Origin of the sequence: Pseudomonas kielensis, assembly GCF_030505375.1 — a bacterium.
In the GTDB taxonomy this organism is placed as follows: Bacteria; Pseudomonadota; Gammaproteobacteria; order Pseudomonadales; family Pseudomonadaceae; genus Aquipseudomonas; species Aquipseudomonas kielensis.
Window position 1 is genome coordinate 2,630,385 of the sequence record NZ_CP130043.1, and the last position, 23,476, is coordinate 2,653,860.

Below are 23,476 nucleotides of genomic sequence, written 5' to 3' on the forward strand. Positions count from 1 at the left end.
GTCTGATTCACTAACGCCCAGTGCGGTTGGCATGTGCCGAGCGCCGAGGAAGATGGATGAAAGGCTTGATCGCCGTGGCGTCCCTGGCAGTACTTGCCGGTTGCGTCAGTTTGAACCCGTTTGCATCAGCGCCGGCAGCGTCCGGCACGTGGACCGACTGGGTCTGTGATAGCCAGGCCCAGGTGCACTGGCGCTTCACCGACACCACGCAGGAATCCGTGGAAGTACGGCTGGGGGATGACCAGGTGCATCGCTTGAAGCTCGAGCCAGCCGGCAGTGGTGCGTTGTACAGCGACGACCAACTGGCGTTTCACCTCAAGGGTGAGGAAGGCCTGGTGTACTGGGTGGCTACCAATGATTTGATCGGCCGTGGCTGCAAGGCCAAGTAATACACAGCGAATGCACGCAGGTCGGCTTGACCCCCGATCTGCAATAACTTGAATAGCAGCCGCCGCTACGGCAGGCTTGCACGATTAACGACCCTAAACCGGGAGAGACACACACAATGGCACTTATCAGCATGCGCCAGATGCTGGACCACGCGGCCGAATTCGGCTACGGCGTTCCAGCTTTCAACGTCAACAACCTTGAGCAGATGCGCGCCATCATGGAAGCCGCTGACAAGACTGACTCCCCGGTGATCGTCCAGGCTTCGGCCGGCGCCCGTAAATACGCTGGCGCGCCATTCCTGCGGCACCTGATCCTGGCGGCAATCGAAGAATTCCCGCATATCCCGGTGTGCATGCACCAGGACCACGGCACCAGCCCTGACGTCTGCCAGCGTTCGATCCAACTGGGCTTCAGCTCGGTCATGATGGACGGCTCCCTGGGTGAAGACGGCAAGACCCCGACCGACTACGACTACAACGTCCGTGTCACTCAGCAGACCGTTGCCCTGGCCCACGCCTGCGGCGTATCGGTAGAAGGCGAGCTGGGTTGCCTGGGTTCGCTGGAAACCGGCATGGCCGGTGAAGAAGACGGCATCGGCGCCGAAGGCGTGCTGGACCACAGCCAGATGCTGACCGACCCGGAAGAAGCGGCTGACTTCGTCAAGCGCACTCAGGTCGATGCCCTGGCCATCGCCATCGGCACCAGCCACGGCGCCTACAAGTTCACCAAGCCACCTACCGGCGACGTGCTGGCGATCGACCGCATCAAGGAAATCCACAAGCGCATCCCTAACACCCACCTGGTGATGCACGGCTCTTCCTCGGTTCCCCAAGAGTGGCTGGCGATCATCAACCAGTACGGCGGCGACATCAAAGAAACCTACGGCGTACCGGTTGAAGAAATCGTCGAAGGCATCAAGCACGGCGTGCGCAAGGTCAACATCGACACCGACCTGCGCCTGGCGTCCACCGGTGCGATGCGTCGCCTGATGGCCACCAACCCGAGCGAGTTCGACCCACGTAAATTCTTCGGCGCCACCGTGACCGCCATGCGCGACGTGTGCATTGCCCGCTACGAAGCCTTCGGCACCGCCGGCAACGCTTCGAAGATCAAGCCGATCTCCCTGGAAGCGATGTACCAGCGTTACCTCAAAGGTGAGCTGAACGCCAAGGTCAACTAAGCCTCGAGCGTTGCACCGCCTGCATAAAAAAACCCGCCGAAAGGCGGGTTTTTTGTGCTCGGTGTGGGCTTATTTGTCGACCAGCAGTTTCGGGTTGGAGTTGCCCCACACCGTATACAGGTCGGCCAGCAGCGCGCCGTTGATGTCTTCGACTTCTGCCTGGGCAATCTCGGCGTTGCCCTGCTTGCCGAACAGCACCACCTCATCGCCGCTTTTCACGCTCGGTACATCGGTAACGTCGACCATCAAGGTGTTCATCGAAACCTTGCCAACGACCGGCACGCGATGGCCGTTGATCAGCACGATGCCCTTGTTGGTGAACGCACGACGGTAGCCGTCGGAGTAGCCCACGGTGATGTTGGCCAGTTTCGAGTCACGGGCCAGGGTGAAGGTGCGGTCGTAGCCGACGGTGTTGCCCTTGGGGTAGCTGTTGACCGAGGCAACGTGGGATTTGAACTGCATCACCCGGGTGTATTCGGTATGGGATGGCACGGTGTCGCCGAACAGCGCGCCGCCGGGACGGACCATGTCCAGGTGCGACTCGGGCACTTCCAGGGTGGCGAAGGAGTTGGCCGCATGCAGGGTGATCTTGCTGCGGTCCAGTTGGGCCACGCTCATCAGCCATTTGGCTTGCTGGTTGAACGCTTTGAGGCCGGCACGCACGTCGGCGGCGTCCTCCACCGCGAAGTGGGTCATGATTGCCCGCACGTCCAGGTTCGGCACCTTGGTAATGGCTACCGCGTCGCGGCGACCCTGGGCAGTGGTCATTTCCACGCCGTTGCGGCTCATGCCGCTGGAGTTCAGGCCAATGTGCACCACGAGCGGCCGGCCATGCTGTTCGGCAATCAGGCTGGCTTTGACGGCGAAGTCGAGGTTGCCCACCAACTCTTCGACGTTGTAGGGCAGGGCCGCTTCCAGCTCACTCAAGGCAGCCGTGCGCACGCGGATCAATTGGCCCTTGAAGCCGCTTTCGCGCACCACACGGATTTCCTCGTTGCTGGCAACGCCCACGCAGGGCACGCCCATGGCGATCACCGACGGCATCAGCAGGCCAATGCCGTGGCCGTAGGCGTCCGCCTTGAGTACGGCGCAGAGTTTTGATTTATCGGCGAGGGTGGCTTGCAAGGCGCGAATGTTGTTTTCGAACGCGCTCTTGTTGATTTCGACCCAGGCGTTGCTGTCCTGGGCGTGGACCTGAGCCACCCCATCGGTCATCGACAAAGGGGGCGCCGCGAAGACCGGGTTGTGCAACAAAGCCATGCCCAGAGAGAGTGCGAGAAGGGAGCGAGTAAAGGGCATCGGGTGTGTCTCCATGACGTACTGATAGGGGGTGTCGTATTTACGCGGGGCAATACTCAGATTGTCCTACAAAAATGTCGACCCCCTCGACGCGGATCTGTCTGAAAGCGTCGTGGTGCTGCATCTGTGTCCCGTCTCGCCCGTGCCACACCCGTTTATTTGTCGTGATCGATGTCCAGCTTGCTGAAGGTCACCTTGCCGCCTTCCTGGCTGTTGCCACTGTTGTCCTGCACATAGACCCCGGCCTTGAAATACAGCGGTTTGTTGCGCCAGGTGGAGCTGATCTTGCTGTCCCACTGGGCGCCGGCGGCGCTGATGCCCAGGGCGCCGCCCGGGCTCAGGTGGATCAGGTAGGAGAAGTCGCGGTCGAGCTTGACCCCACTGGCGATGATGATCACCCGGCCTTCGGCATCGTCCGGGCGCATCCGCACCTTGGCGACGATGTTGCCGGTGGCGGTTGTGCTTTTGTACTGGTACTCGAGTTTCACCAGCGGTTTCTGGCTGTCGTACGCGTGGATCTGGCCGATCACCAACTTGCCCGAACTCGGCACCTGATTCACCGCCAGGGTCGCCCGCAACGAGTTGTCGGCGTCCGGGTAGAGCCAGTTGCGCAGGGTGCCGTTGCTGAAGGTTTCGCGCAGCTCGGTGCGTGGATAGATCGCGTTTTCAGTGCGGGTGCCGGTCACCGGTGCCCAGAAAAACAGGGTGCCGGTGTCGGAATGGAAGTATTGGTTCTTGAAACCACTGACCAGTTTCGGGGTGTCGATGGTAGCCGGGGGCGTGCCAACGGGAACGCTGAGGTTCCAGGTTGCGAGATCGATCATCGTCAAAGAATTCCACGGGTTCTGGCGGAAATGGCGCGGCACAAGCTCTGGTCCGGCCATCTTGGGGGCGGCCTTTATAAGCTCGGGAGCGCGCGTTGTTAATGCCCGTCTGGCGGTTAATTGGCGCCAGCCAAATGGCGACGTGCCACACCTAGCGGTTTGCGGGGCCTGCAAAGACAGTCCGTTAGTCGGGAGCCGCCTGCTTTGGTGCGGTGATGGCGTGTTGATGCCTACTGATTGGGCAAAACCCGGTCTAGAGTGAAACCACAGCAATTTTCCGGTTTTTTCGGTAAGCCGTTTCACCCCTCCCCACAAAGAGAAGCAGCATGGAATGCGCGCAACCTAAGCCAGGTGACGGCCGCTCGGTTCTTTTGATCGTTGATGATTACCCGGAAAACCTGGTCAGCATGCGTGCCTTGCTGCAGCGCCAGGACTGGCAGGTAATGACCGCGGCCTCGGGCCTGGAAGCCCTGAATCTGTTACTTGAACACGAGGTCGACCTGGTGCTGCTGGACGTGCAGATGCCGGGGATGGATGGCTTCGAAGTGGCCCGCCTGATGCGCGGCAGCCAGCGCACCCAACTGACCCCGATCATTTTCCTGACCGCCAACGAGCAATCCCCGGATGCCGTGATCAAGGGCTATGCCCATGGCGCGGTGGACTACCTGTTCAAACCGTTCGACCCACAGATTCTCAAGCCCAAGGTCCAGGCCCTGCTAGAGCACCAGCGCAGTCGCCGGGCCTTGCAGCAGTTGAGCCGGGACCTGGAGGCTGCGCGAGCCTTTAACGCCTCGGTGCTGGAGAATGCCGCCGAAGGCATCCTGGTGGTGGGCGAGGATGGGCGAGTTCGCTTTGCCAACCCGGCCATGTGCCGCTTGCTCAGCGCCAGGGTCGACGAGTTGCAGGGGACAGGCTTCATCGATTTTCTGCAAAAGCCGCCGATCACGCTGTGGAGCGGTTCGGATATCCACGCTCACTACCGCCGTGGCGAGACCTGGCGCGCCCATGATGCGATGCTGCGCACTGCGTCCGGGCAGCAAGTGCCGGTGGCGCTATCCTGTGCGCCGCTGCCGCCCGAGCAGCGAGCGATGGTGGTCACCGTGCTCGACATGTCGGTGGTCTGCCACCTGCATCAGCAACTGGAGTTCCAGGCGGTCACCGATCCGCTGACCGGCCTGCTCAACCGCCGGGGTTTCTACCAGGCCACGGAAAACCTGCTGCTGCGCGGCGAGCGCGCGGGCAGTGTCTGGGTGTTGCTGTACCTGGATCTGGATGGCTTCAAGCGGGTCAACGATTCGTTGGGGCATGACGCCGGCGATCGGGTGCTGCGCTGGGTTGCGGAGCAGTTGAAGGCCTGCCTGCGCCCCTTCGATATTCTGGCGCGCATGGGCGGGGATGAATTCACCGCGCTGCTCGACCTCGAGTTTGCCGAGCAAGCGGCGAAGATGGCGGAAAAACTCATAGAACGGGTGTCGGTCTGTCAGCAGATTGACGGGCTGGACGTGGCGCTGGGCGCGAGCATCGGCATCGCCACGTACCCGGATTGCGGCGCCAGCCTCGACGACTTGCTGCGTACCGCCGATATCGCCATGTATGAGGCCAAGCGCGCGGGTCGCCAGCAGTACCGCTTCTACGACCACGACATGAATGGTCGCGCGCGGACCCGCTTGATGCTCGAGGAGAGCGTGCGCTCGGCCATCGAACACAAGGAGTTCAACCTGGTCTACCAGCCTCAGGTTTCGTTGGTCGATGGACGCATACGTGGGTTCGAGGCCTTGCTGCGCTGGCAACATCCCAGTGTGGGCGATGTCTCGCCGGGGCTGTTCTTGCCGTTGCTGGAAGAGGCACAACTGATCAGTCGCCTGGGCAGCTGGATCTACCAGAGCAGTGCCCAGCAACGAAAGACCTGGGACAAACTGTTCAGCGAAGACATGGTGCTGGCGGTCAGCCTGAGCCACACCCAGTTCGGCATGCCCAACCTGGCCACCGAGTTGCGGCTGGTGCTGGAGCGCCATCAGTTGATGCCCCGTCAATTGGAGCTGGAAATCACCGAAGAGGCCTTGCTGCACAACCCCGAGGAAGCGCGCAAGCAACTGCGCCTGCTGCGCAGCCTAGGGGTGCGGGTGGCGCTCGACGACTTCGGCGCGGGGCCTTGTTCGCTGACCCATCTGCGCGATGTCGAACTCGATACCCTGAAGCTCGACCGGCATCTGGTCGCCCGGGTCCTGGACTCCCCCCGGGATGCGGCACTGGCGCGAAACATCATCGAGCTGGCGCGGCAATTCGGCGTGCTGGTGATCGCCGAAGGGGTCGAATCGATTGCCCAGTATCAGTGGCTGCTGGCCAATGGTTGTCCCTTTGCCCAGGGTTGCCTGGTGGCGCGGCCATTGATGGCGGAGGAGGTCAGGGACTTTGTGCAGCCGTTCGACTGGAGCGCGACGACCGTCTGAATTCGCTACACTGGCGATCTTTCGTGACTTCTGTCGTTGCCCCATGACCGCGCTTAAATACCTCCAGGCTTATCCCCCCGCCCTGCAACAGCAGGTGCATCAACTGATCGAGCAGGATCGGCTGGGCGAGTACCTGAGCCAACGCTACCCGGACAAGCACGCCGTGCAGAGTGACAAGGCGCTGTACAGCTATGCGCTGGAGCTCAAGCAGGAGTACCTGCGCAACGCGCCGGCCATCGACAAAGTGTTGTTCGACAACCGCCTGGACCTGACCCATCGCGCACTGGGCCTGCATACCGCCATCTCCCGGGTGCAGGGCGGCAAGCTCAAGGCCAAGAAAGAAATCCGCATCGCCTCGTTGTTCAAGGAGGCCGCGCCGCAGTTCCTCAAGATGATCGTGGTGCACGAACTTGCGCACTTCAAAGAGTCCGACCACAACAAGGCGTTCTACAAGTTGTGCGAACACATGCTGCCCGGTTATCACCAGCTGGAATTCGATTTGCGGGTTTATCTGACCTGGCGGGACATGCAGTAATCATCACCAGCAGGAGTGTCTGGATGGACGTGAGCAAGACCAAGAGCAGCTTCTACCGTCGCCTGTACGTGGCGTACCTGATCGACAGCGGGCTGGCCAGCAGTGTCCCGGCGCTGACCGAAATCACCGGTATGCCCCGGCGCACGGCCCAGGACACCATTGCCGCCCTGGCGGACCTGGATGTGGTCTGCGAGTTCGAGCAGGAGGACGGCGCGCGCAACCACGCCGGACGTTACTGCATTCGCGAGTGGGGGGCGATCGATCCGCGCTGGATCGAGCAGCATCTGCGGCAGATCAAGGCGGTGTTGGGGTATCCCTGAGTTCGCACAGGAGTGCTGGCAAACCAGCACGACTGTGCGAAAAAGCCTTCAGGGCCGGCGCATGCCGATATGCGCAATGCCGTCTTCCAGGTATTGCTCGCCGGCCACGGCAAACCCGTAGCGCCCGTAATACCCCTGCAGATGGGCCTGGGCCGACAGGTAGATCGGAGTCTGCGGCCAATGCTTCTCGGCCTGCTTGAGCGCCTGCGCCATCAGCTCATGACCCAGGCCCTGGCCCCGGGCCTGCGGTGCGATCACCACCCGGCCGAGCACCACGTCACCGCCTTGCGAGGTCGGGTCGAGCAGGCGCACGTAGGCCACCAGTTGATCACCGTCCCAGGCCATCAAGTGGCAGGTGTCGCTGTCCAGGTCCAGGCCATCGACTTCCTGGTAGGCACACTTCTGTTCGACCACGAACACCTCTGTGCGCAACTGCAAAATGGCATAGAGCTGCTCTTTGCCCAGGTCACTGTGGTGTTTGCAAACCCATTCAACCGTCATCTTCGCGTCCTTAGAAAAGTCTGGTCCTGATACTAAGCGTCTGGCTGCGTGATGTCTTGTCTGCAGGAAATTCTGTGACAAAGACCAAAATGCCATCATTCATTTCGCGCGGCGTGGTCATCTTTGTGTAATCTGCTTTGAGGCACTTTGCCGAAGCCGTGGTCAGCTATTGTTATAGCCCGGGTTGTGGCCGCCAGTCGGCGTACGGGGTATCGAATCCGGCTCAACACACGCTGGGCTTCGCGCCCTTTAAGGATCCATGGGCATGCCGCGATTGCATCGAGTCTTGGCCTTGATTGGCCTGCTGTTGCTGAGCCAGAGCGCTGCAGCAGACAAGTTGCGCCTGGTGGCCGATGTCTGGCCTCCCTTCACTGACGCCACGCTGGTCAATGGTGGATTGGCCACTGATATTGTCAGCACCGCGCTGGCGCGGGCCGGTTATGCCAGTGATTTCCAGCAAGTACCCTGGGCCAGGGCGTTGCTGGGCCTGGGCGAGGGGCGCTACGACGTCCTGGTCAATGCCTGGTACAACGAGGAGCGCACCCATCTGGGGCAGTATTCCGCCGAGTACCTGCTCAATCGCATCCGCTTTCTCAAGCGCAGGGATGCTCCCATCGAATACAACAACCTGCAGCAGTTGCACACCTACCCGATCGCGGTGGTGCGCGGTTATGCCTATTCCCCGGACTTTGACGGCGACGCCGCCCTGCAGAAGGTCCAGGTGCACAACTTCGCCATGGCCGTGCGGATGCTGGCGGCTGACCGGGTGCAATTGACCCTGGAGGACGAGTATGTGGCCCGCTACTACCTGGCGCGTGAGTCACCCAAGGTGCGCAACGCGGTGGAGTTCTTGCCCCGGCCCTTGAGTGAAAACAGCCTGCATATCCTGGTCAGCCTGAAGAACCCGGACCACGCGAAGATCGTCGCCGGGTTCGATCGGGAAATCGCCGAGATGAAGGCCGATGGGAGTTACGACAGGCTGCTCCGTCAGCATGGGATGTGAAACCCTGCGGGGGCTAGTCTGCTAGCGATGGGGCCGCCCCATTCAACATTTATGGTGCCTGACCCACTGCCATCCCGGGCCCCGGGCAAGCCGCAGCGGGCGCCCGGCCCCACAGATTTGGCGGCCATACGCAAAATTTGTGGGCCGCCAGATTTACTGTGTGCGAGCCGGGCGGGACTCCGTCTGCTCGTGATGAAGCCCTCCACAGACACCCCGACGATCAATCCTGGCGCGTATCTTTGATCAAATGCGCTGCCAGCGTCCTTAACGGCCCGAGCTGACGGCAGATCAGCGCCAGTTGGCTCTGTACCAGGCGCTGGCCTTCATCGATTTCATCCGGCATCTGCTCAAGTTCTGCGGCCAGGGCTTCTTCGGCGTCGCTGTGAATGGCGATCGGCAGTTTGCTTGCCAGGCCCTGGGCGATTTCGTCGATGCTCGCCGCCAGGCTGACACCGGCACCTTCGATCAGGTGCTCGCGCACTTCATCCGGGAGCTGCGTCTCGCGGTGCGCACCCAGGCCCGAGAGGTAGCTGAGCAAGGTGTGGGACAGCACCAGGAAGCGGAAGCCGACGTCCGCTTCCTTGCGGAAATGCCCAGGCTCCATGAGCATGTTGGCCAGGGTCGTGGACAGTGCGGCATCGGCGTTGTGCGCGTTGCGGCGGGCCAGGCGGTAGGCCAGGTCGTCCCGTTTGCCGGCGGCATATTGCTGCATGATCTGGCGCAGGTAGATGCTGTTGCAGGTCAGGGTGTTGGCCAGCACCTTGTTCAGTCGGCGGCCCTGCCAGTCCGGCAGGAACAGGAACACCGCCAGGCCGGCGATGAGGCTGCCGAGCAAGGTATCGAATAGGCGTGGCAGGAACAGCCCGTAGCCGTCGCCGACCTGGTTGAAGCAGAACAGCACCATCACCGTGATTGCCGCCGTGGCCAAGGTGTAGCGGGTGGTGCGGTTGATGAAGAACACCACGCCGGCGGCGATCGCGAAGCACGATTGCACCAGCGGATTGGGGAACAGGTCGAACAGCGCCCAGGCCACGGTCAGGCCGATGGCGGTGCCGATGATCCGTTGCCCGAGTTTGCGCCGGGTCGCGCCGTAGTTCGGCTGGCAGACAAACAGCGTGGTGAGGATGATCCAGTAGCCCTGCGAGGGGTGGATCAAATGCACCATGGCGTAGCCGATGGTCAACGCCAGGGGCAGGCGCAGGGCATGCCGGAACAGCAGCGAGGTGGGCGTCAGTTGGGTGCGCAGGCGGGTCCAGACATCCTTGAGGTTGCGTGGCGAGCGGTCGAGCAGGCTGCTGTCGGTCGCATCGGCCAGGCTGTCGGGGTTGCTTGCATCGCTGAGCAGGCGGTCGAGGGTGCCAAGGTTGGCGGCCAAGGCCCGCAAGGAGCGCAGCAGGCCGCGCCAGGCCGGATTGCTCTGGATGCGCAGGTGCTCCAGGGACGCGTCGAGGTCGCTCAGGGCCTGGGCGAAGCTGGCGTCGTAGACAAACGGCTGGCGCATCTGGATCGACTCGGCCAGCGCCCGGCAGGCCTTGCCTTGCTGGCGCAGCAGGCGTTGGCAGCGGAACAGCACGTCACTGTGGAAGAAGGCATCGGCCAGGGCGTTGTAGGGGTAGTGCGAGGAGCTGGCGCGTTCGTGGATGTCCTGGGCGAGGAAGTACAGCTTCAGGTAGCGGCTGACCTTCGACCCCGGCCGCCCGTTGCCGACCCGGTGCAGGATGATTTCCTTGGCGGCGTTCAGGGCGGCGACCACTCGCCCGTTCTGCTGCGCCAGTTCCAGGCGCCGGGCCTCGACGTCCATCTGCCGGACGGGCTCGAACAGCGATGATTTGAGCTTGAGGTAAAACCCCAGCTCGCGGAACAGCCGCGCCAGGCTCTGTTGCACCGGCTGGTTGGAAAACAGCGCCTGCCACAACACCGAGAGCAGGCCGTACCAGGCCGCCCCGGCCACCAGCAGCAGGGGCTCGTGCCACAAGTCGGTGACCGCGCCGCCGCGCTGGTCTACGCCAATCATGGTGTAGACCGAGAGAATCAGGGTCGCCGAGGCAATCGCCCCATACCGCTCGCCCAGGGCGCCGAGCATGGTCAGGCCAAAGCTGGCCAGCGCCAGGGCGCACACGAAGATATAGGGGTAGGGGAATAACAGCTCGACCGAGAATGCCGCGACGCTGAAACACACCAGCGTGACCGCCAGCGCATTGAGCCGGCCTTGCCAGCTGTCGTCGGTTTCGGCCAGGGCGCTGGCGATAATCCCCAGGAACAGCGGGATCAGCAGGCCCATCTCATCCTGGTACCAGCACAGCGCCATGCTGCCGGTCAGGGCGATGAACACCCGCACGCTGTAGCTGAATTTATCCAGTGCCCAAAGGCGACGCAGAGACTGACGAAACGAAGTCGATGGCATGAAGTGCGAAGGCCTTCCGGGGCAATGACGCTAAATTGAGCCAGTAATGACGCCGACGCAATGGCGTCGATCACATCTGACAGCAAAAAGTGTTCCTTGTCGGATTGGCCTTGGCGGTTTGCGTGCCCCCTGCAAAGGGCACGCAGGCATCAGACGTACTGCGCCGCCGCGTAGCCCGAAGCCCAGGCCCACTGGAAGTTGAAGCCGCCCAGGTGGCCGGTGACATCCAGCACTTCGCCGATGAAATACAGCCCGGGGCTTTTCAGCGATTCCATGGTCTTGGAGGACACTTCATGGGTGTCGACACCGCCCAGGGTGACCTCGGCAGTGCGGTAGCCTTCGGTGCCGGCCGGTACCAGCTTCCAGCTCGCCAGCTTGTCGGCGATCTCGGCAATTTCGGCGTGGGTGTACTGCTTCATCGGCTTGGAGACGAACCAGTTGTCAGCCAGCAGGTTGGCCATCTTCTTGGTGAAGATCTCGCCGAGCAGGGTTTTCAGCTCGCTGTTGGGCCGTTCGGCTTGCTGCTGTTGCAGCCAGGCCGGTACGTCGTGGTCGGGCATCAGGTTGATTTCAACCGTGTCGCCGGACTGCCAGAACGAAGAAATCTGCAGGATCGCCGGGCCGCTGAGGCCGCGGTGGGTGAACAGGATGTTCTCGCGGAAACTCTGCTCGTTGCAGCTCACCAGGCAGTCCACCGAGGTGCCGGACAACTCGCCGCACAGCTCCTTGAGCTGGTCGGTGATGGTGAACGGCACCAGGCCGGCGCGGGTCGGCAGCAGTTCGTGACCGAACTGGCGGGCGACCTGATACCCGAAGCCCGTGGCACCCAGGGTCGGGATCGACAGGCCGCCGGTGGCGATCACCAGGGACTCGCACGTCAATTGGCCGAGGGTGGTGTCCAGCAGGTAGCCGCTGGTGAGCTTCTCGATGGTCTGGATCGAGGTGTCCAGGTGCAGGCTGACGCCGGCCTGCTCGCACTCGCTGAGCAACATCTCGAGGATGTCACTGGACTTGTTATCGCAGAACAGTTGGCCGAGCTTCTTCTCGTGGTACGGCACGCCATGCTTGGCCACCATGCCGATGAAGTCCCACTGGGTGTAGCGGGCCAGTGCGGATTTGCAGAAATGCGCATTCTGCGAGAGAAAATTGCTCGGTTCGGTGTACATGTTGGTGAAATTGCAGCGACCGCCGCCCGACATGAGGATTTTCTTGCCGGCCTTGTTGGCGTGGTCCAGCAACAACACCTTGCGCCCGCGTCCGGCAGCGGTCAGCGCACACATCAACCCTGCGGCGCCAGCGCCAATGATCACGACTTCGGTAGAGCGCAAAACGGTGTCCTCTGGTGTGTCATCACAAAACTGACTGTGGGAGCGGGCTTGCTTGCGATGGGGCTGGCACATTCAACATTGATGTTGTCTGTCAGTCCGCTATCGCGGGCAAGCCCGCTCCCACAGGGATCTTCGTTGGGATGAAGATCGCTTACAAAATCCGCACGCGCAACGAGCGGCCTTTGATCTTGCCTTCGCTCAAGCGCTGCACAGCCTGCTTGGCGATGCTGCGGTCCACGGCCACGTAGGCCTGGAAGTCGAAGATCGCGATCTTGCCGACCTGGGCACCCGGCACGCCGGCGTCGCCGGTCAGTGCGCCAAGGATATCGCCCGGACGCACCTTGTCCTTGCGCCCGGCACCGATGCACAGGGTGCTCATGGCCGGCAGCAGCGGACCACCGCCCTGGGAGGGCAGGTTGCTCAGTTGATCCCAGCTCAGCGGCGACTTCTGCAGCAGCTCGATGGCCTGGGCGCGGTGGGCTTCGGACGGCGCCACCAGGCTGATCGCGATACCTTTTTCACCGGCACGACCGGTACGGCCAACGCGGTGGATATGGATTTCCGAATCCCGGGCCAGCTCGACGTTGATCACCATGTCCAGCGCATCGATGTCCAGGCCACGGGCGGCCACATCGGTGGCGACCAGGACCGAGGTGCTGCGGTTGGCGAACATCGCCAGGACCTGGTCACGGTCACGTTGCTCCAGGTCACCGTGCAGGCCGACGGCCGAGATGCCCTTGGCGGTCAGGTGATCGACGGTTTCCTGCACTTGCTGCTTGGTGAAGCAGAACGCCACGGTGGACTGCGGACGGTAGTGCGCAAGCACCTTGACCACGGCGTCCATGCGCTCTTCCGGGGAAATCTCGAAGAAGCGCTGCTCGATCTGGGTGTCGTCGTGGAACGCCTCGGCCTTCACTTGCTGCGGGTTGCGCATGAACTTGGCGGCCAGTTGCTTGATGCCCACCGGGTAAGTGGCGGAGAACAGCAGGGTCTGGCGGCGCTCCGGGCTCTGGGCAATGATTTCTTCGATGGAGTCGTAGAAACCCATGTCGAGCATGCGGTCGGCTTCGTCGAGGATCAGCGTGTTCAGGCCGTGCAGGACCAGCGAACCCTTGCGCAGGTGCTGCTGGATGCGGCCCGGGGTGCCGACGATGATGTGCGCGCCGTGCTCCAGGGAGCCGATCTGCGGGCCGAACGGTACGCCGCCACACAGGGTCAGGACCTTGATGTTGTCTTCGGCACGGGCCAGGCGACGGATTTCCTTGGCGACCTGGTCGGCCAGCTCGCGGGTCGGGCAGATGACCAGCGCCTGGCAACCGAAGAAGCGCGGGTTGATCGGGTTCAGCAGGCCGATACCAAAGGCGGCAGTCTTGCCGCTGCCGGTCTTGGCCTGGGCAATCAGATCCATCCCCTTGAGGATCACCGGCAAGCTTTGCGCCTGGATCGGCGTCATCTCGGCATAACCCAAAGAGTCGAGGTTAGCCAGCATGGCGGCGGACAGCGGCAAAGTATTAAAAGCGGTGGCGATGGTGGTCACGGGACTGGCCTGCAAAACAAAATGTCGCGCAGTGTACCAGTCCGGTGGCCATTCGCCCTAAGGTTCGATGTGCGATTCCGGACGTTTGACGCGCCGTCCGTCTTCTCTGGACAGCTGGGAGAAGATCGTCGCGGCCAGCATGGCCATGATGCCGACGGTGACAAAGGTCAGCTGAAACGCCCCGAGAATGGTGTCCACGCCATCGTTGCCGACCTCGGCGGTGAAGCCGCCCAGCAACGCGCCGGCACAGGCCACCCCCAGGCTCAGGGACAGTTGCGCGACCACCGACAGCAGGCTGTTGCCGCTGCTGGCGCTGGCGTCGTCGAGGTCGATCAGGGTCACGGTGTTCATCGCGGTGAACTGCAGGGAGTTGATGGCCCCGAGCACGCCCAGGTGCACCAGCAGCAGCCAGTAGGGCGTCTGCTCGCTGACCAGGCCCATGCTCGCCAGCATGATCCCCAGCGCCAGGGTGTTGCTGGTGAGCACCATGCGGTAGCCAAAACGCTCGATCAACGGTCGTGCCACCGACTTGGCAAGCATGGCGGCCGCGGCCAATGGCAACATGCTCATCCCGGCCTGGGAGGGCGAATAACCCAGTGCCACCTGCAGCAGCAACGGCACCAGGAACGGCAATGCACCGCTGCCCAGGCGGGCGAACAGGTTGCCCAGAATGCCCACGGCGAAGGTTCGGGTCCGGAACAGCGACGGCGCGAACAGCGGGTTGTCGATATGCCCGGCCCGCAGCCAGTAGGCCGCCAGGCAGGCCATGCCACCGAACAGCAGCAACATCACCCGCAGGTGCGGTAGGTGCAGTTCGCCCAGGCCTTCCATGGCGATGGTAATCAGCACCATGGCCGCGCCGAACAGCACGAAGCCCAGGCCATCGAAGCGCGTGCGCTCAGTGCCCCGCAGGTCGGGGATGAACTTCCAGACGGCGTAGCAACCCACCAGGCCCACGGGCAGGTTGATCAGGAAAATCCAGTGCCAGGTCAGGTACTGCACCATCCAGCCGCCCATGGTCGGCCCGATCAGCGGGCCGAGCAGGCCGGGAATGGTGATGAACCCCATGATCCGCACCAGTTCCGAGCGGGGGTAGGCGCGCAACACCACCAGGCGCCCGACCGGCAGCATCAAGGCGCCCCCCAGGCCTTGGATCACCCGGGCGCCGATCAGCATGCTCAGGGTCTGCGACAGCGCGCAGAGCAGGGAGCCAAAGCTGAACAGCAGGATCGCGCTGAAGAAGATCTTTTTGGTGCCGAAGCGGTCGGCGATCCAGCCTGACGCGGGAATCAGCAGTGCCACGGTGAGCATGTAGGCAATGATCACCCCCTGCATGCGCAATGGGTCTTCGGCCAGGTCGCGGGCCATGGCGGGCAGGGCGGTGTTGAGGATGGTCCCGTCGAGGGACTGCATGAAAAACGCAATCGCCACCACCCAGGGAATCCAGCGGGCGGTGGTGGCGTCCAGGTCAGGGCGATTGGGCATGGGACCTCTAGGCATTGTTTGATGACATAAGCCGCAGAGCGATGGAACCCCTGTAGCCGCTGGCGAAGGCTGCGTTCGGCCGCGAAGCGGTTGTGAAACCTGACAATCACGTTTCTTCAGAAGAAATGCGCTTGCGGATTTTGCGAGGACTGCGTCCTCGAACGCAGGCTTCGCCAACGGCTACAGAGTGTGTTTACAAGGTCAGGGTCAAACGGCTGACCAGCGCTCCCGGCAGCAGCGCCGATGCCGTGGCACGCTGGTCGTAGGTGCTGGCCGACAGAATCAGCTCGCGCTCCTGGGTCAGCGCTTCCAGTCTGCGAGCCCAGCAGGCTGTAGGCGCTGTCGTCGAAACGCATGGTGTTGACCGGTGCCTGGATCTCGCCGTTCTCGACCCAGAAGGTGGCGAAACGGGTCATGCCCGTCAGGCGCGCGGCCGGCTGGTCCGAGTAGTTCAGGTACCACAGGTTGCTGATGTACAGGCCCGTGCCCAGTTGCTTGAGAATCTCGGCTTCGGGCAGGGTGCCGGCCGCCATGTTCAGGGCGCTGGGCGACTCACCGCCGCCCGCACCGTTGGCGGTCAGGCCATACTCGGCGGCGCTGCGCGAGCCCACCAGTCGTTCGCCTGCCGCGCCGGCGACAATCAGTGCCAGGTCGCTGCGTGGGTAGCCCTCGCCGGAAAACGCCGGGCTCAGGGAGCCGCTGACTTTCTCCGCAAGATCCAGCAGCGGGCTGAAGTGCTGGTCGCCGCCGTAGAGTTTTTGCAACGGACTGCTTTTGCTGGCAATCGACTGTGCCGAGAAACCACCCCAGCAGAGCATGCCGAGAATCTCGTCGAGTGCGGCCGGGGCCAGGTAGGCCCGGTATTGCCCGGGTGCCAGGGTATGCAGCGGTCGGCCCAGGTACTGCAGTTGCTCGCGCGCCTGTTCAAAGCGTTTGGCAAAACCGGCGTCGCTCCAGTCGTGCCCGGCGTAGCTGGCCTTTACCGCCTGGCCATTGGCGTGGAACAGGCTGAAATCAAAGTTGAAGCTGTTGGCCTGGTGCCAACCGAAAGCGCCGGCCGAGCTGGCAAAACCACGGCTGATGGGGCCGGCGGCATAAAAACCGACCAGGTCCAGGCCTTCGGCCGCACGGGTGATCTGCTCAACCACCTGGGCGGTGTCCGGCAGCGGGTGCTCCTGCACTTGCTTGCTCTGCCAGCCGGTGTGGTTGAGCAGCAGGTACGGGTCCGGTGGCAGCAAGGGCAGGGTCTCGCGCAACTGCTGCAGGCCCTCGGCCAGGCGTTGCTGGTCGACTTGCGGGTCGCCGGCCAGGGTGATGTTGAGGTCGGCGTGCCGGTCCTCGTCGATCAGCTTGAAGCCCAGGCTGGCCTGTTGCACCTCTCCGGCCTGGCGCACTTTGGCGTGGTTGAAGCGTACGAACGCCGAGGATTCGGCGGCATAGCTCAAGGTGAATTGCTCCGGCTCGCGCAAGGCGCTGCGCAGCCAGGACACCAGGGCCTTGAACTGTTCGACCTGACTCAATGCGCTGCTCATCAGGCATCTCCCCCAAACACATCAATGTTGCTGAATACGCAGGCCGGCGAGGCATGACCCACGCGGATCACCTGGTTCGGTTCGCCTTTGCCACAGTTCGGCGTGCCCAGCACCTTGAACGTACTGCGGTCGCCCACGGCGCTGAGGTTGTTCCAGAACTGCGCGCTGATGCCCCGGTAGTTGGGGTTCTTCACCACGCCCTTGAGTTCGCCGTTTTCAATCAGTTGGCCCCACTCGCAGCCGAACTGGAACTTGTTGCGCGCATCGTCGATGGACCAGGAGCGGTTGGTCGACATCATCACGCCGTGCTCGATGCCGCCGATCAGTTGCTCGAGGGACTGCTCGCCCGGCTCGATGTTGAGGTTGGCCATGCGGTCGATCGGCGGCCGGTTCCAGCCGCAGGCGCGGCTGTTGGCAACGCCGCCGAGGCCGGCGCGAAACTGCGACAGCGCACCGCCCAGTGGGCGTTCCAGCCGGCCCTCGCGGATCAGGAACTGCTTGCTGGCGGCAGTGCCGTCGTCGTCATGGGCGTAGCTGGCGAGCTCTTCGGGAATGTCCGGGTCGAAGGTCACATTGAGCAGCCGCGAGCCATATTGCAGGTGGCCGAAGTCGCTGGCCTTGACGAAGCTGGTGCCGGCGTAATTGCGCTCGTCACCGAGGATGCGGTCCAGCTCCAGCGGGTGGCCGATGGATTCGTGGATCTGCAGCATCATCTGGTCGGGCATCAACAGCAGGTCGCGCACACCTTGCGGGGTGTTGGGGGCGAGGAGCAACTGCAGGGCCTGGTCGGCGACCAGGGGGCCTGCGCCGATCAGCCCGCAACGACTGATGACGTCGGCGCTGCCTTGCTGGCCGAAGTTCTCGCGGCCCAGGCTGCGGGTCTGGCTGTCGTGGCCGTCGTAGGCGGTGACGTCCAGGCCCGGGTAGACAAAACGTTGCGCCTGGCGCAGTTCGGCGCCGGCGCTGTTGAGGTAAATCTGCTCGACATGGTTGATGCCGATGCTGACCTGCCAGTTCACCAGGCGCTCGTCCTTGGGCACGGCGGCGGATTCGGCGCCGAGCAGTTGGTAGCACTCGCTGAGGGACGGGAAGGGCTGTTGCAGATTCGGTGACAGGTAGTCGCCACGTTCGCTGGAAACGGCCTGCTGGCGCAGGTCGAGCAGGGCGTGGGCCGCGAGCGCGCGGGCCTGTTGTTCGGCGCGGTCGAGGGCGGCCTGCAGGCCGGCGGGCGACAGGTCGTTGGTCGCGGCATAGGCTTCGACGCCATTGACCCGGGCGGTCAGCATCGCGCCTTCGTCGCGGCTCAGGTGGGGTGGCTCGGCGACGTTCTTGCGTACCGACAGGTACTGGCCAGATTCGCGCACGTAGCGCAGCGAAAAAAATTCAGCGCCCGTGCGCAGGGCAGCGAAACGCTGCTTGAGCTGGGGGTGGAAATCGAACATGCACGAACCTCCTTGTGAGTGGCGGTGACCTTGTGGACCTCATCGCGGGCAAGCCGCAAGCGGGCGCCCGCTTGCGGCTTGCCCGCGATGCTTTTGGCGTCAGACCGGGCAACCCTTGGCGCGCAGGATAGCGTCAAAGCGATCCGGGTCCAGGGTGCCAGCTTCGATAGCCGCAAGCGTAGCCTGTTCGCGGGCCAGCAGGTCGTGGCAACGCACCAGCAGTTCCGGCAATTCGGCGCGGGCAGCGGCGACGACGCCGTCACCGTCGCCGATCATCAGGTCGCCAGGTGCTACGAGCATGCCGGCGCAGGAGATCGGTACGTTGATCTCGCCGCCACCGTCGGTGCTCGGGCCCCGGTGCACGCCACCGATGGCATAGGCCGGCAGTTCGCCGGTCTGCCATTCGTCGAGGTCGCGCAGGGCGCCGTTGATCACCACGCCGACGATGCCGGCCTTGAGGGCCATGGCGCGCATGATGCCGCCGAACACGGCGCGGGTCAGGTCGGCGCTGCCGTCGATCACCAGCACGTCACCGGGGCGGGCCATCTGCATGGCCTTGAGGATCATCAGGTTGTCGCCGGGGCGAACGCGCACGGTCAGGGCGCTGCCGAGCATCGGCGCATTGCCATGGAAGGCCTTGAGCCCCAGGCCTCCGACGTTGCGTCCCAGGCAGTCACTGACGGCGGCGGCGGGGATCTTGCTGAACTCGGTCAGCCATTTCGGATCGAGGGGTTCTACGTTGGGATTGATCAGATAGCCGGTGGGCCATTTGCTCGAAGAGACGACATCAAACATGAGTAAGCCTCGTGGCCAGCCAGGTGGCGGCTTGTCGGTGGGGCGGGGGGGTGAAACGTTTGCGCGGTGCCTAGAGTAGGCCGGTGCAGGGGGTGGGAGCAAGGGTGGGGCGGTGTAGGACGGGGGATGAGTAGCGTTGGGTAGCAAGCGATCGCGGGCAAGCGGAGCGCCGCTCCGCTTGCCCGGGATGCGCCGAAGGCGCCGGGTTATTGCGCGGTCCGGCTCACTTCACGCAGCGGCTTGCCACGCACCGGGGTTTCGCCCGCGACGTAGTACTTGGCCTGGCTGCGAGGCAACGGTTGGCGACCGCGGATCTTGTCGGCGATTTTCTCGGCGATCATGATCGTTGGCGCGTTCAGGTTGCCGGTGGTGATCAGCGGCATGATCGAGGCATCGACGACGCGCAGGCCCTGCATCCCGTGGACGCGACCTTCGCCATCGACCACCGCCATCTCGTCGGTGCCCATCTTGCACGAGCAGGACGGGTGGAACGCGGTTTCGGCGTGTTCGCGAATGAAGGTGTCCAGTTGCTCGTCGGTTTGCACCTCGATGCCCGGGCTCAGCTCGCGACCACGGAAGGGGTCGAGTGCCGGCTGCTGCATGATTTCCCGGGTCAGGCGGATGCCGTCACGGAATTCCTGCCAGTCCTGTTCGGTGGCCATGTAGTTGAACAGGATGCTCGGGTGCTGGCGTGGGTCCTTGGACTTGACCTGGATCCGCCCACGGCTTGGCGAACGCATGGAGCCCATGTGTGCCTGGAAGCCGTGCTCTTTCACCCCGTTGCTGCCGTTGTAGTTAATCGCCACCGGCAGGAAGTGGTACTGGATGTTCGGCCATTCGAAGTCAGGACGGGTACGGATAAAACCGCCGGCTTCGAACTGGTTGCTGGCGCCGATCCCGGTGCCGTTGAACAGCCACTCGGCACCGATCGCCGGCTGGTTGTACCAGAGCAGCGACGGGTACAGGGACACCGGCTGGGTGCAGGCGTACTGCAGGTACAGCTCAAGGTGATCCTGCAGGTTCTCGCCCACGCCCGGCAGGTCGTGAACCACCGGGATGTCCAGGCTTTCCAGGAGCTTGGCCGGGCCGACGCCGGAGCGTTGCAGCAGTTGCGGGGACGCGATCGCGCCGCTGCACACCAGCACTTCCTTGCGGGCACGGGCTTCAACCCGCTCTTCGGCGCTGCCGACCAGGTAACGCACGCCAACCGCACGCTTGCCTTCGAACAGAATCTTGTCGGTCAGGGCATGGGTGACGATGTTCAGGGTCGAACGCTTCTTGGCGGTGTCCAGGTAACCGCGAGCGGTGCTGGCGCGACGGCCGTTGGGCGTGACGGTACGGTCCATCGGGCCGAAACCTTCCTGCTGGTAACCGTTCAGGTCTTCAGTGCGCGGGTAACCGGCCTGTACACCGGCTTCAACCATCGCGTGGAACAGCGGGTTGTTGCCGGCCTTGGGCGTGGTCACGCTGACCGGACCGTCGCCACCGTGGTAGTCGTTCGGGCCGATGTCGCGGGTTTCCGCCTTGCGGAAATACGGCAGGCAGTCCAGGTAGGTCCAGTCTTCCAGGCCAGGGAGTTTGGCCCAGCCGTCGTAGTCCATGGCGTTGCCACGGATGTAGCACATGCCGTTGATCAGGGACGAGCCACCCAGGCCCTTGCCGCGACCGCATTCCATCCGGCGGCCGTCCATGTGTGGCTCTGGATCGGTTTCGTAGGCCCAGTTGTAGCGTCGGCCTTGCAGCGGGAACGCCAGGGCTGCCGGCATTTGTGTGCGGAAGTCAAAACGATAGTCCGGTCCACCGGCTTCCAGCAGCAGGACGGTGACGCCTTCGTCTTCGGTCAGACGGGTCGCCAGGGTGTTACCGGCCGAGCCGGCACCCACAATGATGTAGTCGTATTCTTGGGACATTGGATGCACCCTCTTTGATAGTGGTCAGGTCAGGCCGGGTGAGTGCTTTGCACTCAATCGCCAGCAGGCTGGCTCCCACAGGGGATTGGGGATGCCACAGATTTGGTGCATGACACCAAACCTGTGGGAGCCAGCCTGCTGGCGATGACGGCCTCGCAGGCGAGGCGATTGACGCCTTAGAACACCGAGGCGTAATCGCCCAGTTCGACCTGTACCGATTTGATGCGAGTGAAATTGTTCAGCGAGCTGATGCCGTTCTCACGACCCACGCCCGACTGCTTGTAGCCACCGACCGGCATCTTGGCGTCGGATTCGCCCCAGGCGTTGATCCAGCAGATACCGGCTTCGAGCTGATGAATCACGCGGTGGGCGCGGTTCAGGTCCTTGGTGACGATACCGGCGGCCAGGCCGAAGTCGGTGTCGTTGGCACGGCGGATCACTTCTTCTTCGGTTTCGTAGGTGAGGATGCTCATCACCGGGCCGAAGATTTCTTCACGGACGATGGTCATCTCGTCGGTGCAGTCAGTGAACACGGTCGGCGCAACGAACGCGCCCTTGGCGAATTCGCCGTCGGTCAGGCGGTTGCCGCCGCACAGTACGCGAGCGCCTTCTTCCTTGCCCTTGGCGATGTAGCCCAGCACGCTTTCCATGTGGGCGAAGCTGACCAGCGGGCCGAAGTTGGTGTTCTCGTCTTGCGGGTCGCCCACGCGGATGCGCGCAACACGCTCGGCGATCTTGGCTTCAAACGCGGCTTTCAGGTGGCTCGGCACGAAGACGCGGGTGCCGTTGGTGCAGACCTGACCGGAGCTGTAGAAGTTGGCCATCATGGCGGTGTCGGCGGCGCGATCGAGGTCGGCGTCGTCGAAGATGATCAGCGGGGACTTGCCGCCCAGTTCCATGGTCACGTCCTTGAGCGAAGAGCTCGAGGCGCTGGCCATGACCTTCTTGCCGGTGTCGGTGCCGCCGGTGAAGGAAATTTTCTCGATGCGCGGGTGCTCGGTCAGCCAGGTGCCGACTTCACGGCCGCTGCCGGTCAGGACGTTGAACACGCCATCCGGAACGCCGGCTTCGGTGTAGATCTCGGCCAGTTTCAGGGTGGTCAGGGACGTCACTTCGCTCGGCTTGAAGATCATCGCGTTACCCGCCGCCAGGGCCGGGGCGGATTTCCACAGGGCGATCTGGATCGGGTAGTTCCACGCGCCGATGCCGGCCACGACGCCCAGCGGCTCGCGACGGGTGTAGACGAAGGAGGTGGTGCGCAGCGGGATCTGCTCGCCTTCGATGGCGGGCACCAGGCCGGCGTAGTATTCCAGCACGTCAGCACCGGTGACGATGTCGACGTAGCGTGTCTCGGAGTACGACTTGCCGGTGTCCAGGGTTTCCAGGGCGGCCAGTTCGTCGTTGCGCTCACGCAGAATGTCGACGGCACGGCGCAGGATGCGCGAACGCTCCATGGCGGTCATCGCGGCCCAGATCTTCTGGCCTTTCTCGGCGCTGACAACGGCGCGTTCAACGTCGTCGAAAGTGGCACGTTGCACGTTGGCGAGAACTTCACCGTTAGCCGGGTTGATGGCTTCGAAGGTGGCATCGCTGCCAGCGTCGGTGTAGCCGCCGTCGATGTAGAGTTTTTGCAGTTCGAAACGGGCCATAAAGTCCTCGCAAGTGCATAAGTGGTTGGCGTTGGTCACAACGGTGGTGCCCTAAGGGTGTGGCATCACCGATTCGCGACAGTTCAGGGGCTGAGCGTTTTATGTGTGCTCTAGCACGCCTGCTTGGCCAGTTGGAAATCCATGTATTCGTACGCAATCTGGTGCGCTTGCGTGGTGTCGAAAGCATCTCCCGACAGCGCGCCGCGCAACCACAGGCCGTCAATGAGGGCCGCCAGGCCGCGGGCTGCACTGCGCGCTTGATCAAGCGGCAACACTCGGCGGAACTGGCAGCACAGGTTGGAATACAGGCGGTGATCGTTAATCCGCTGCAACCTGTGCAAAGACGGGTGGTGCATGCTGGTGGCCCAGAAGGCCAGCCAGGTTTTCATTGCCGGGCCATTGACTTGGCTGGCGTCGAAGTTGCCTTCGATAATCACTTTCAGGTGGGCCCGCGGGCTGTTGTCCACCAGCGCCTGACGGCGCGCGGTGACGTTCTCGCTGAGGACACTCATCAGGTACTGCGCCGTGGCGGCGATCAGACCGTTCTTGTCCTTGAAGTAGTGACTGATGATGCCATTCGAGACACCAGCCAAACGGGCGATCAGCGCAATGCTGGCGTCCCCCATTCCGACCTGATCTACAGCCAGCAACGTGGCTTCGATCAATTGCTGGCGGCGGATGGGTTGCATACCGACCTTGGGCATCTGCACATCTCCTTAGGCCTTCCGGCAGGCGCAAAGCGTCTGTCGGATTAAGGGCCAGTCTATTTTGTTTTGATTGAACGTTCAATCAACAAAGAATAAGATCTGCGACAAATCGTCGCTACCTACAGGTTTTTCCTACGTATGGTTGGCGGAAAAACGGCATCCAAAAATGCTCGAAACCCACGTGC

At 63.0% G+C, this 23,476-nt stretch carries 18 protein-coding genes and 1 pseudogene; 6 read left to right on the forward strand and 13 right to left on the reverse strand.

Translation table 11 applies throughout. The features are described from left to right. Positions 1 to 56 precede the first annotated feature (56 nt). On the forward strand, positions 57 to 389 hold the full coding sequence (locus Q1W70_RS12195) for an MliC family protein (protein ID WP_166592308.1): 333 nt from the start codon (positions 57 to 59) through the stop codon (positions 387 to 389). Between the two features lie 116 nt (positions 390 to 505). Next, positions 506 to 1,570, forward strand: coding sequence for a class II fructose-bisphosphate aldolase (gene fba, locus Q1W70_RS12200; RefSeq protein ID WP_027617054.1), 1,065 nt, complete (start codon positions 506 to 508; stop codon positions 1,568 to 1,570). Positions 1,571 to 1,639: 69 nt separating this feature from the next. Here fba and alr read toward each other — a convergent pair whose 3' ends face one another. Continuing rightward, positions 1,640 to 2,869 carry an alanine racemase gene (gene alr / locus Q1W70_RS12205; RefSeq protein ID WP_166592307.1) on the reverse strand — a complete coding sequence of 410 codons (1,230 nt, stop codon included), beginning with the start codon at positions 2,867 to 2,869 and terminating at the stop codon, positions 1,640 to 1,642. Positions 2,870 to 3,024: 155 nt separating this feature from the next. Then, positions 3,025 to 3,693, reverse strand: coding sequence for a polysaccharide lyase family 7 protein (locus Q1W70_RS12210; protein ID WP_166592306.1), 669 nt, complete (start codon positions 3,691 to 3,693; stop codon positions 3,025 to 3,027). Between the two features lie 326 nt (positions 3,694 to 4,019). Here Q1W70_RS12210 and Q1W70_RS12215 point away from each other — a divergent pair, with 326 nt between their 5' ends. The 3 genes from Q1W70_RS12215 to Q1W70_RS12225 are packed head-to-tail and all read left to right on the forward strand — an operon-like array spanning position 4,020 to position 6,998. After that, positions 4,020 to 6,143 (forward strand): putative bifunctional diguanylate cyclase/phosphodiesterase, encoded by a 2,124-nt coding sequence (locus Q1W70_RS12215; RefSeq protein ID WP_185818095.1) that lies wholly within the window; start codon positions 4,020 to 4,022, stop codon positions 6,141 to 6,143. A 43-nt stretch (positions 6,144 to 6,186) separates the two neighbouring features. After that, positions 6,187 to 6,678: a M48 metallopeptidase family protein gene (locus Q1W70_RS12220; protein WP_302098845.1), complete on the forward strand. Its 492-nt coding sequence runs from the start codon at positions 6,187 to 6,189 to the stop codon at positions 6,676 to 6,678. A gap of 23 nt (positions 6,679 to 6,701) precedes the next feature. After that, complete coding sequence (locus Q1W70_RS12225; protein WP_166592303.1) at positions 6,702 to 6,998, forward strand: winged helix-turn-helix domain-containing protein; 297 nt, start codon at positions 6,702 to 6,704, stop codon at positions 6,996 to 6,998. Between the two features lie 48 nt (positions 6,999 to 7,046). On the opposite strand, the gene Q1W70_RS12230 is transcribed toward Q1W70_RS12225, so the two are convergent. Then, positions 7,047 to 7,499, reverse strand: coding sequence for a GNAT family N-acetyltransferase (locus Q1W70_RS12230; protein ID WP_166592302.1), 453 nt, complete (start codon positions 7,497 to 7,499; stop codon positions 7,047 to 7,049). Between the two features lie 265 nt (positions 7,500 to 7,764). On the opposite strand from Q1W70_RS12230, the gene Q1W70_RS12235 reads away from it, so the two are divergent. After that, entirely contained in the window at positions 7,765 to 8,502 is a 738-nt protein-coding gene (locus tag Q1W70_RS12235; RefSeq protein ID WP_182342709.1) for a substrate-binding periplasmic protein, read from the forward strand. A 220-nt stretch (positions 8,503 to 8,722) separates the two neighbouring features. Here the strand turns inward: Q1W70_RS12235 and yccS are convergent, their stop codons facing one another. The 10 genes and pseudogenes from yccS to betI all read right to left on the reverse strand — a co-directional run bounded on the left by yccS (position 8,723) and on the right by betI (position 23,288). Then, complete coding sequence (yccS, locus tag Q1W70_RS12240) at positions 8,723 to 10,906, reverse strand: YccS family putative transporter (protein ID WP_166592300.1); 2,184 nt, start codon at positions 10,904 to 10,906, stop codon at positions 8,723 to 8,725. Positions 10,907 to 11,055: 149 nt separating this feature from the next. Continuing rightward, the gene (locus Q1W70_RS12245; RefSeq protein WP_302098846.1) at positions 11,056 to 12,234 is read right to left on the reverse strand and encodes a BaiN/RdsA family NAD(P)/FAD-dependent oxidoreductase; all 1,179 of its coding nucleotides are present in this window, start codon (positions 12,232 to 12,234) and stop codon (positions 11,056 to 11,058) included. 151 nt (positions 12,235 to 12,385) lie between these two features. Beyond that, positions 12,386 to 13,723: an ATP-dependent RNA helicase DbpA gene (dbpA, locus tag Q1W70_RS12250; RefSeq protein WP_232534648.1), complete on the reverse strand. Its 1,338-nt coding sequence runs from the start codon at positions 13,721 to 13,723 to the stop codon at positions 12,386 to 12,388. A gap of 105 nt (positions 13,724 to 13,828) precedes the next feature. Then, positions 13,829 to 15,256, reverse strand: coding sequence for a multidrug transporter subunit MdtD (gene mdtD, locus Q1W70_RS12255; RefSeq protein ID WP_166592297.1), 1,428 nt, complete (start codon positions 15,254 to 15,256; stop codon positions 13,829 to 13,831). A 193-nt stretch (positions 15,257 to 15,449) separates the two neighbouring features. Beyond that, positions 15,450 to 16,788 (reverse strand): annotated as a pseudogene (locus Q1W70_RS12260) (TldD/PmbA family protein). Further along, a complete protein-coding gene (locus tag Q1W70_RS12265) occupies positions 16,788 to 18,230 on the reverse strand; it encodes a TldD/PmbA family protein (RefSeq protein WP_166592295.1) in 1,443 nt (480 codons plus the stop codon). Before Q1W70_RS12265 ends, Q1W70_RS12260 begins: the two are co-directional and overlap by 1 nt. Positions 18,231 to 18,329: 99 nt before the next feature. Further along, positions 18,330 to 19,025: an RraA family protein gene (locus tag Q1W70_RS12270; protein ID WP_095147478.1), complete on the reverse strand. Its 696-nt coding sequence runs from the start codon at positions 19,023 to 19,025 to the stop codon at positions 18,330 to 18,332. A 206-nt stretch (positions 19,026 to 19,231) separates the two neighbouring features. Next, positions 19,232 to 20,935 (reverse strand): choline dehydrogenase, encoded by a 1,704-nt coding sequence (betA, locus tag Q1W70_RS12275; RefSeq protein ID WP_185818097.1) that lies wholly within the window; start codon positions 20,933 to 20,935, stop codon positions 19,232 to 19,234. A 176-nt stretch (positions 20,936 to 21,111) separates the two neighbouring features. Beyond that, entirely contained in the window at positions 21,112 to 22,584 is a 1,473-nt protein-coding gene (gene betB, locus Q1W70_RS12280; protein ID WP_166592003.1) for a betaine-aldehyde dehydrogenase, read from the reverse strand. A 110-nt stretch (positions 22,585 to 22,694) separates the two neighbouring features. Continuing rightward, a complete protein-coding gene (gene betI, locus Q1W70_RS12285; protein WP_166592004.1) occupies positions 22,695 to 23,288 on the reverse strand; it encodes a transcriptional regulator BetI in 594 nt (197 codons plus the stop codon). Positions 23,289 to 23,476: the final 188 nt, after the last annotated feature.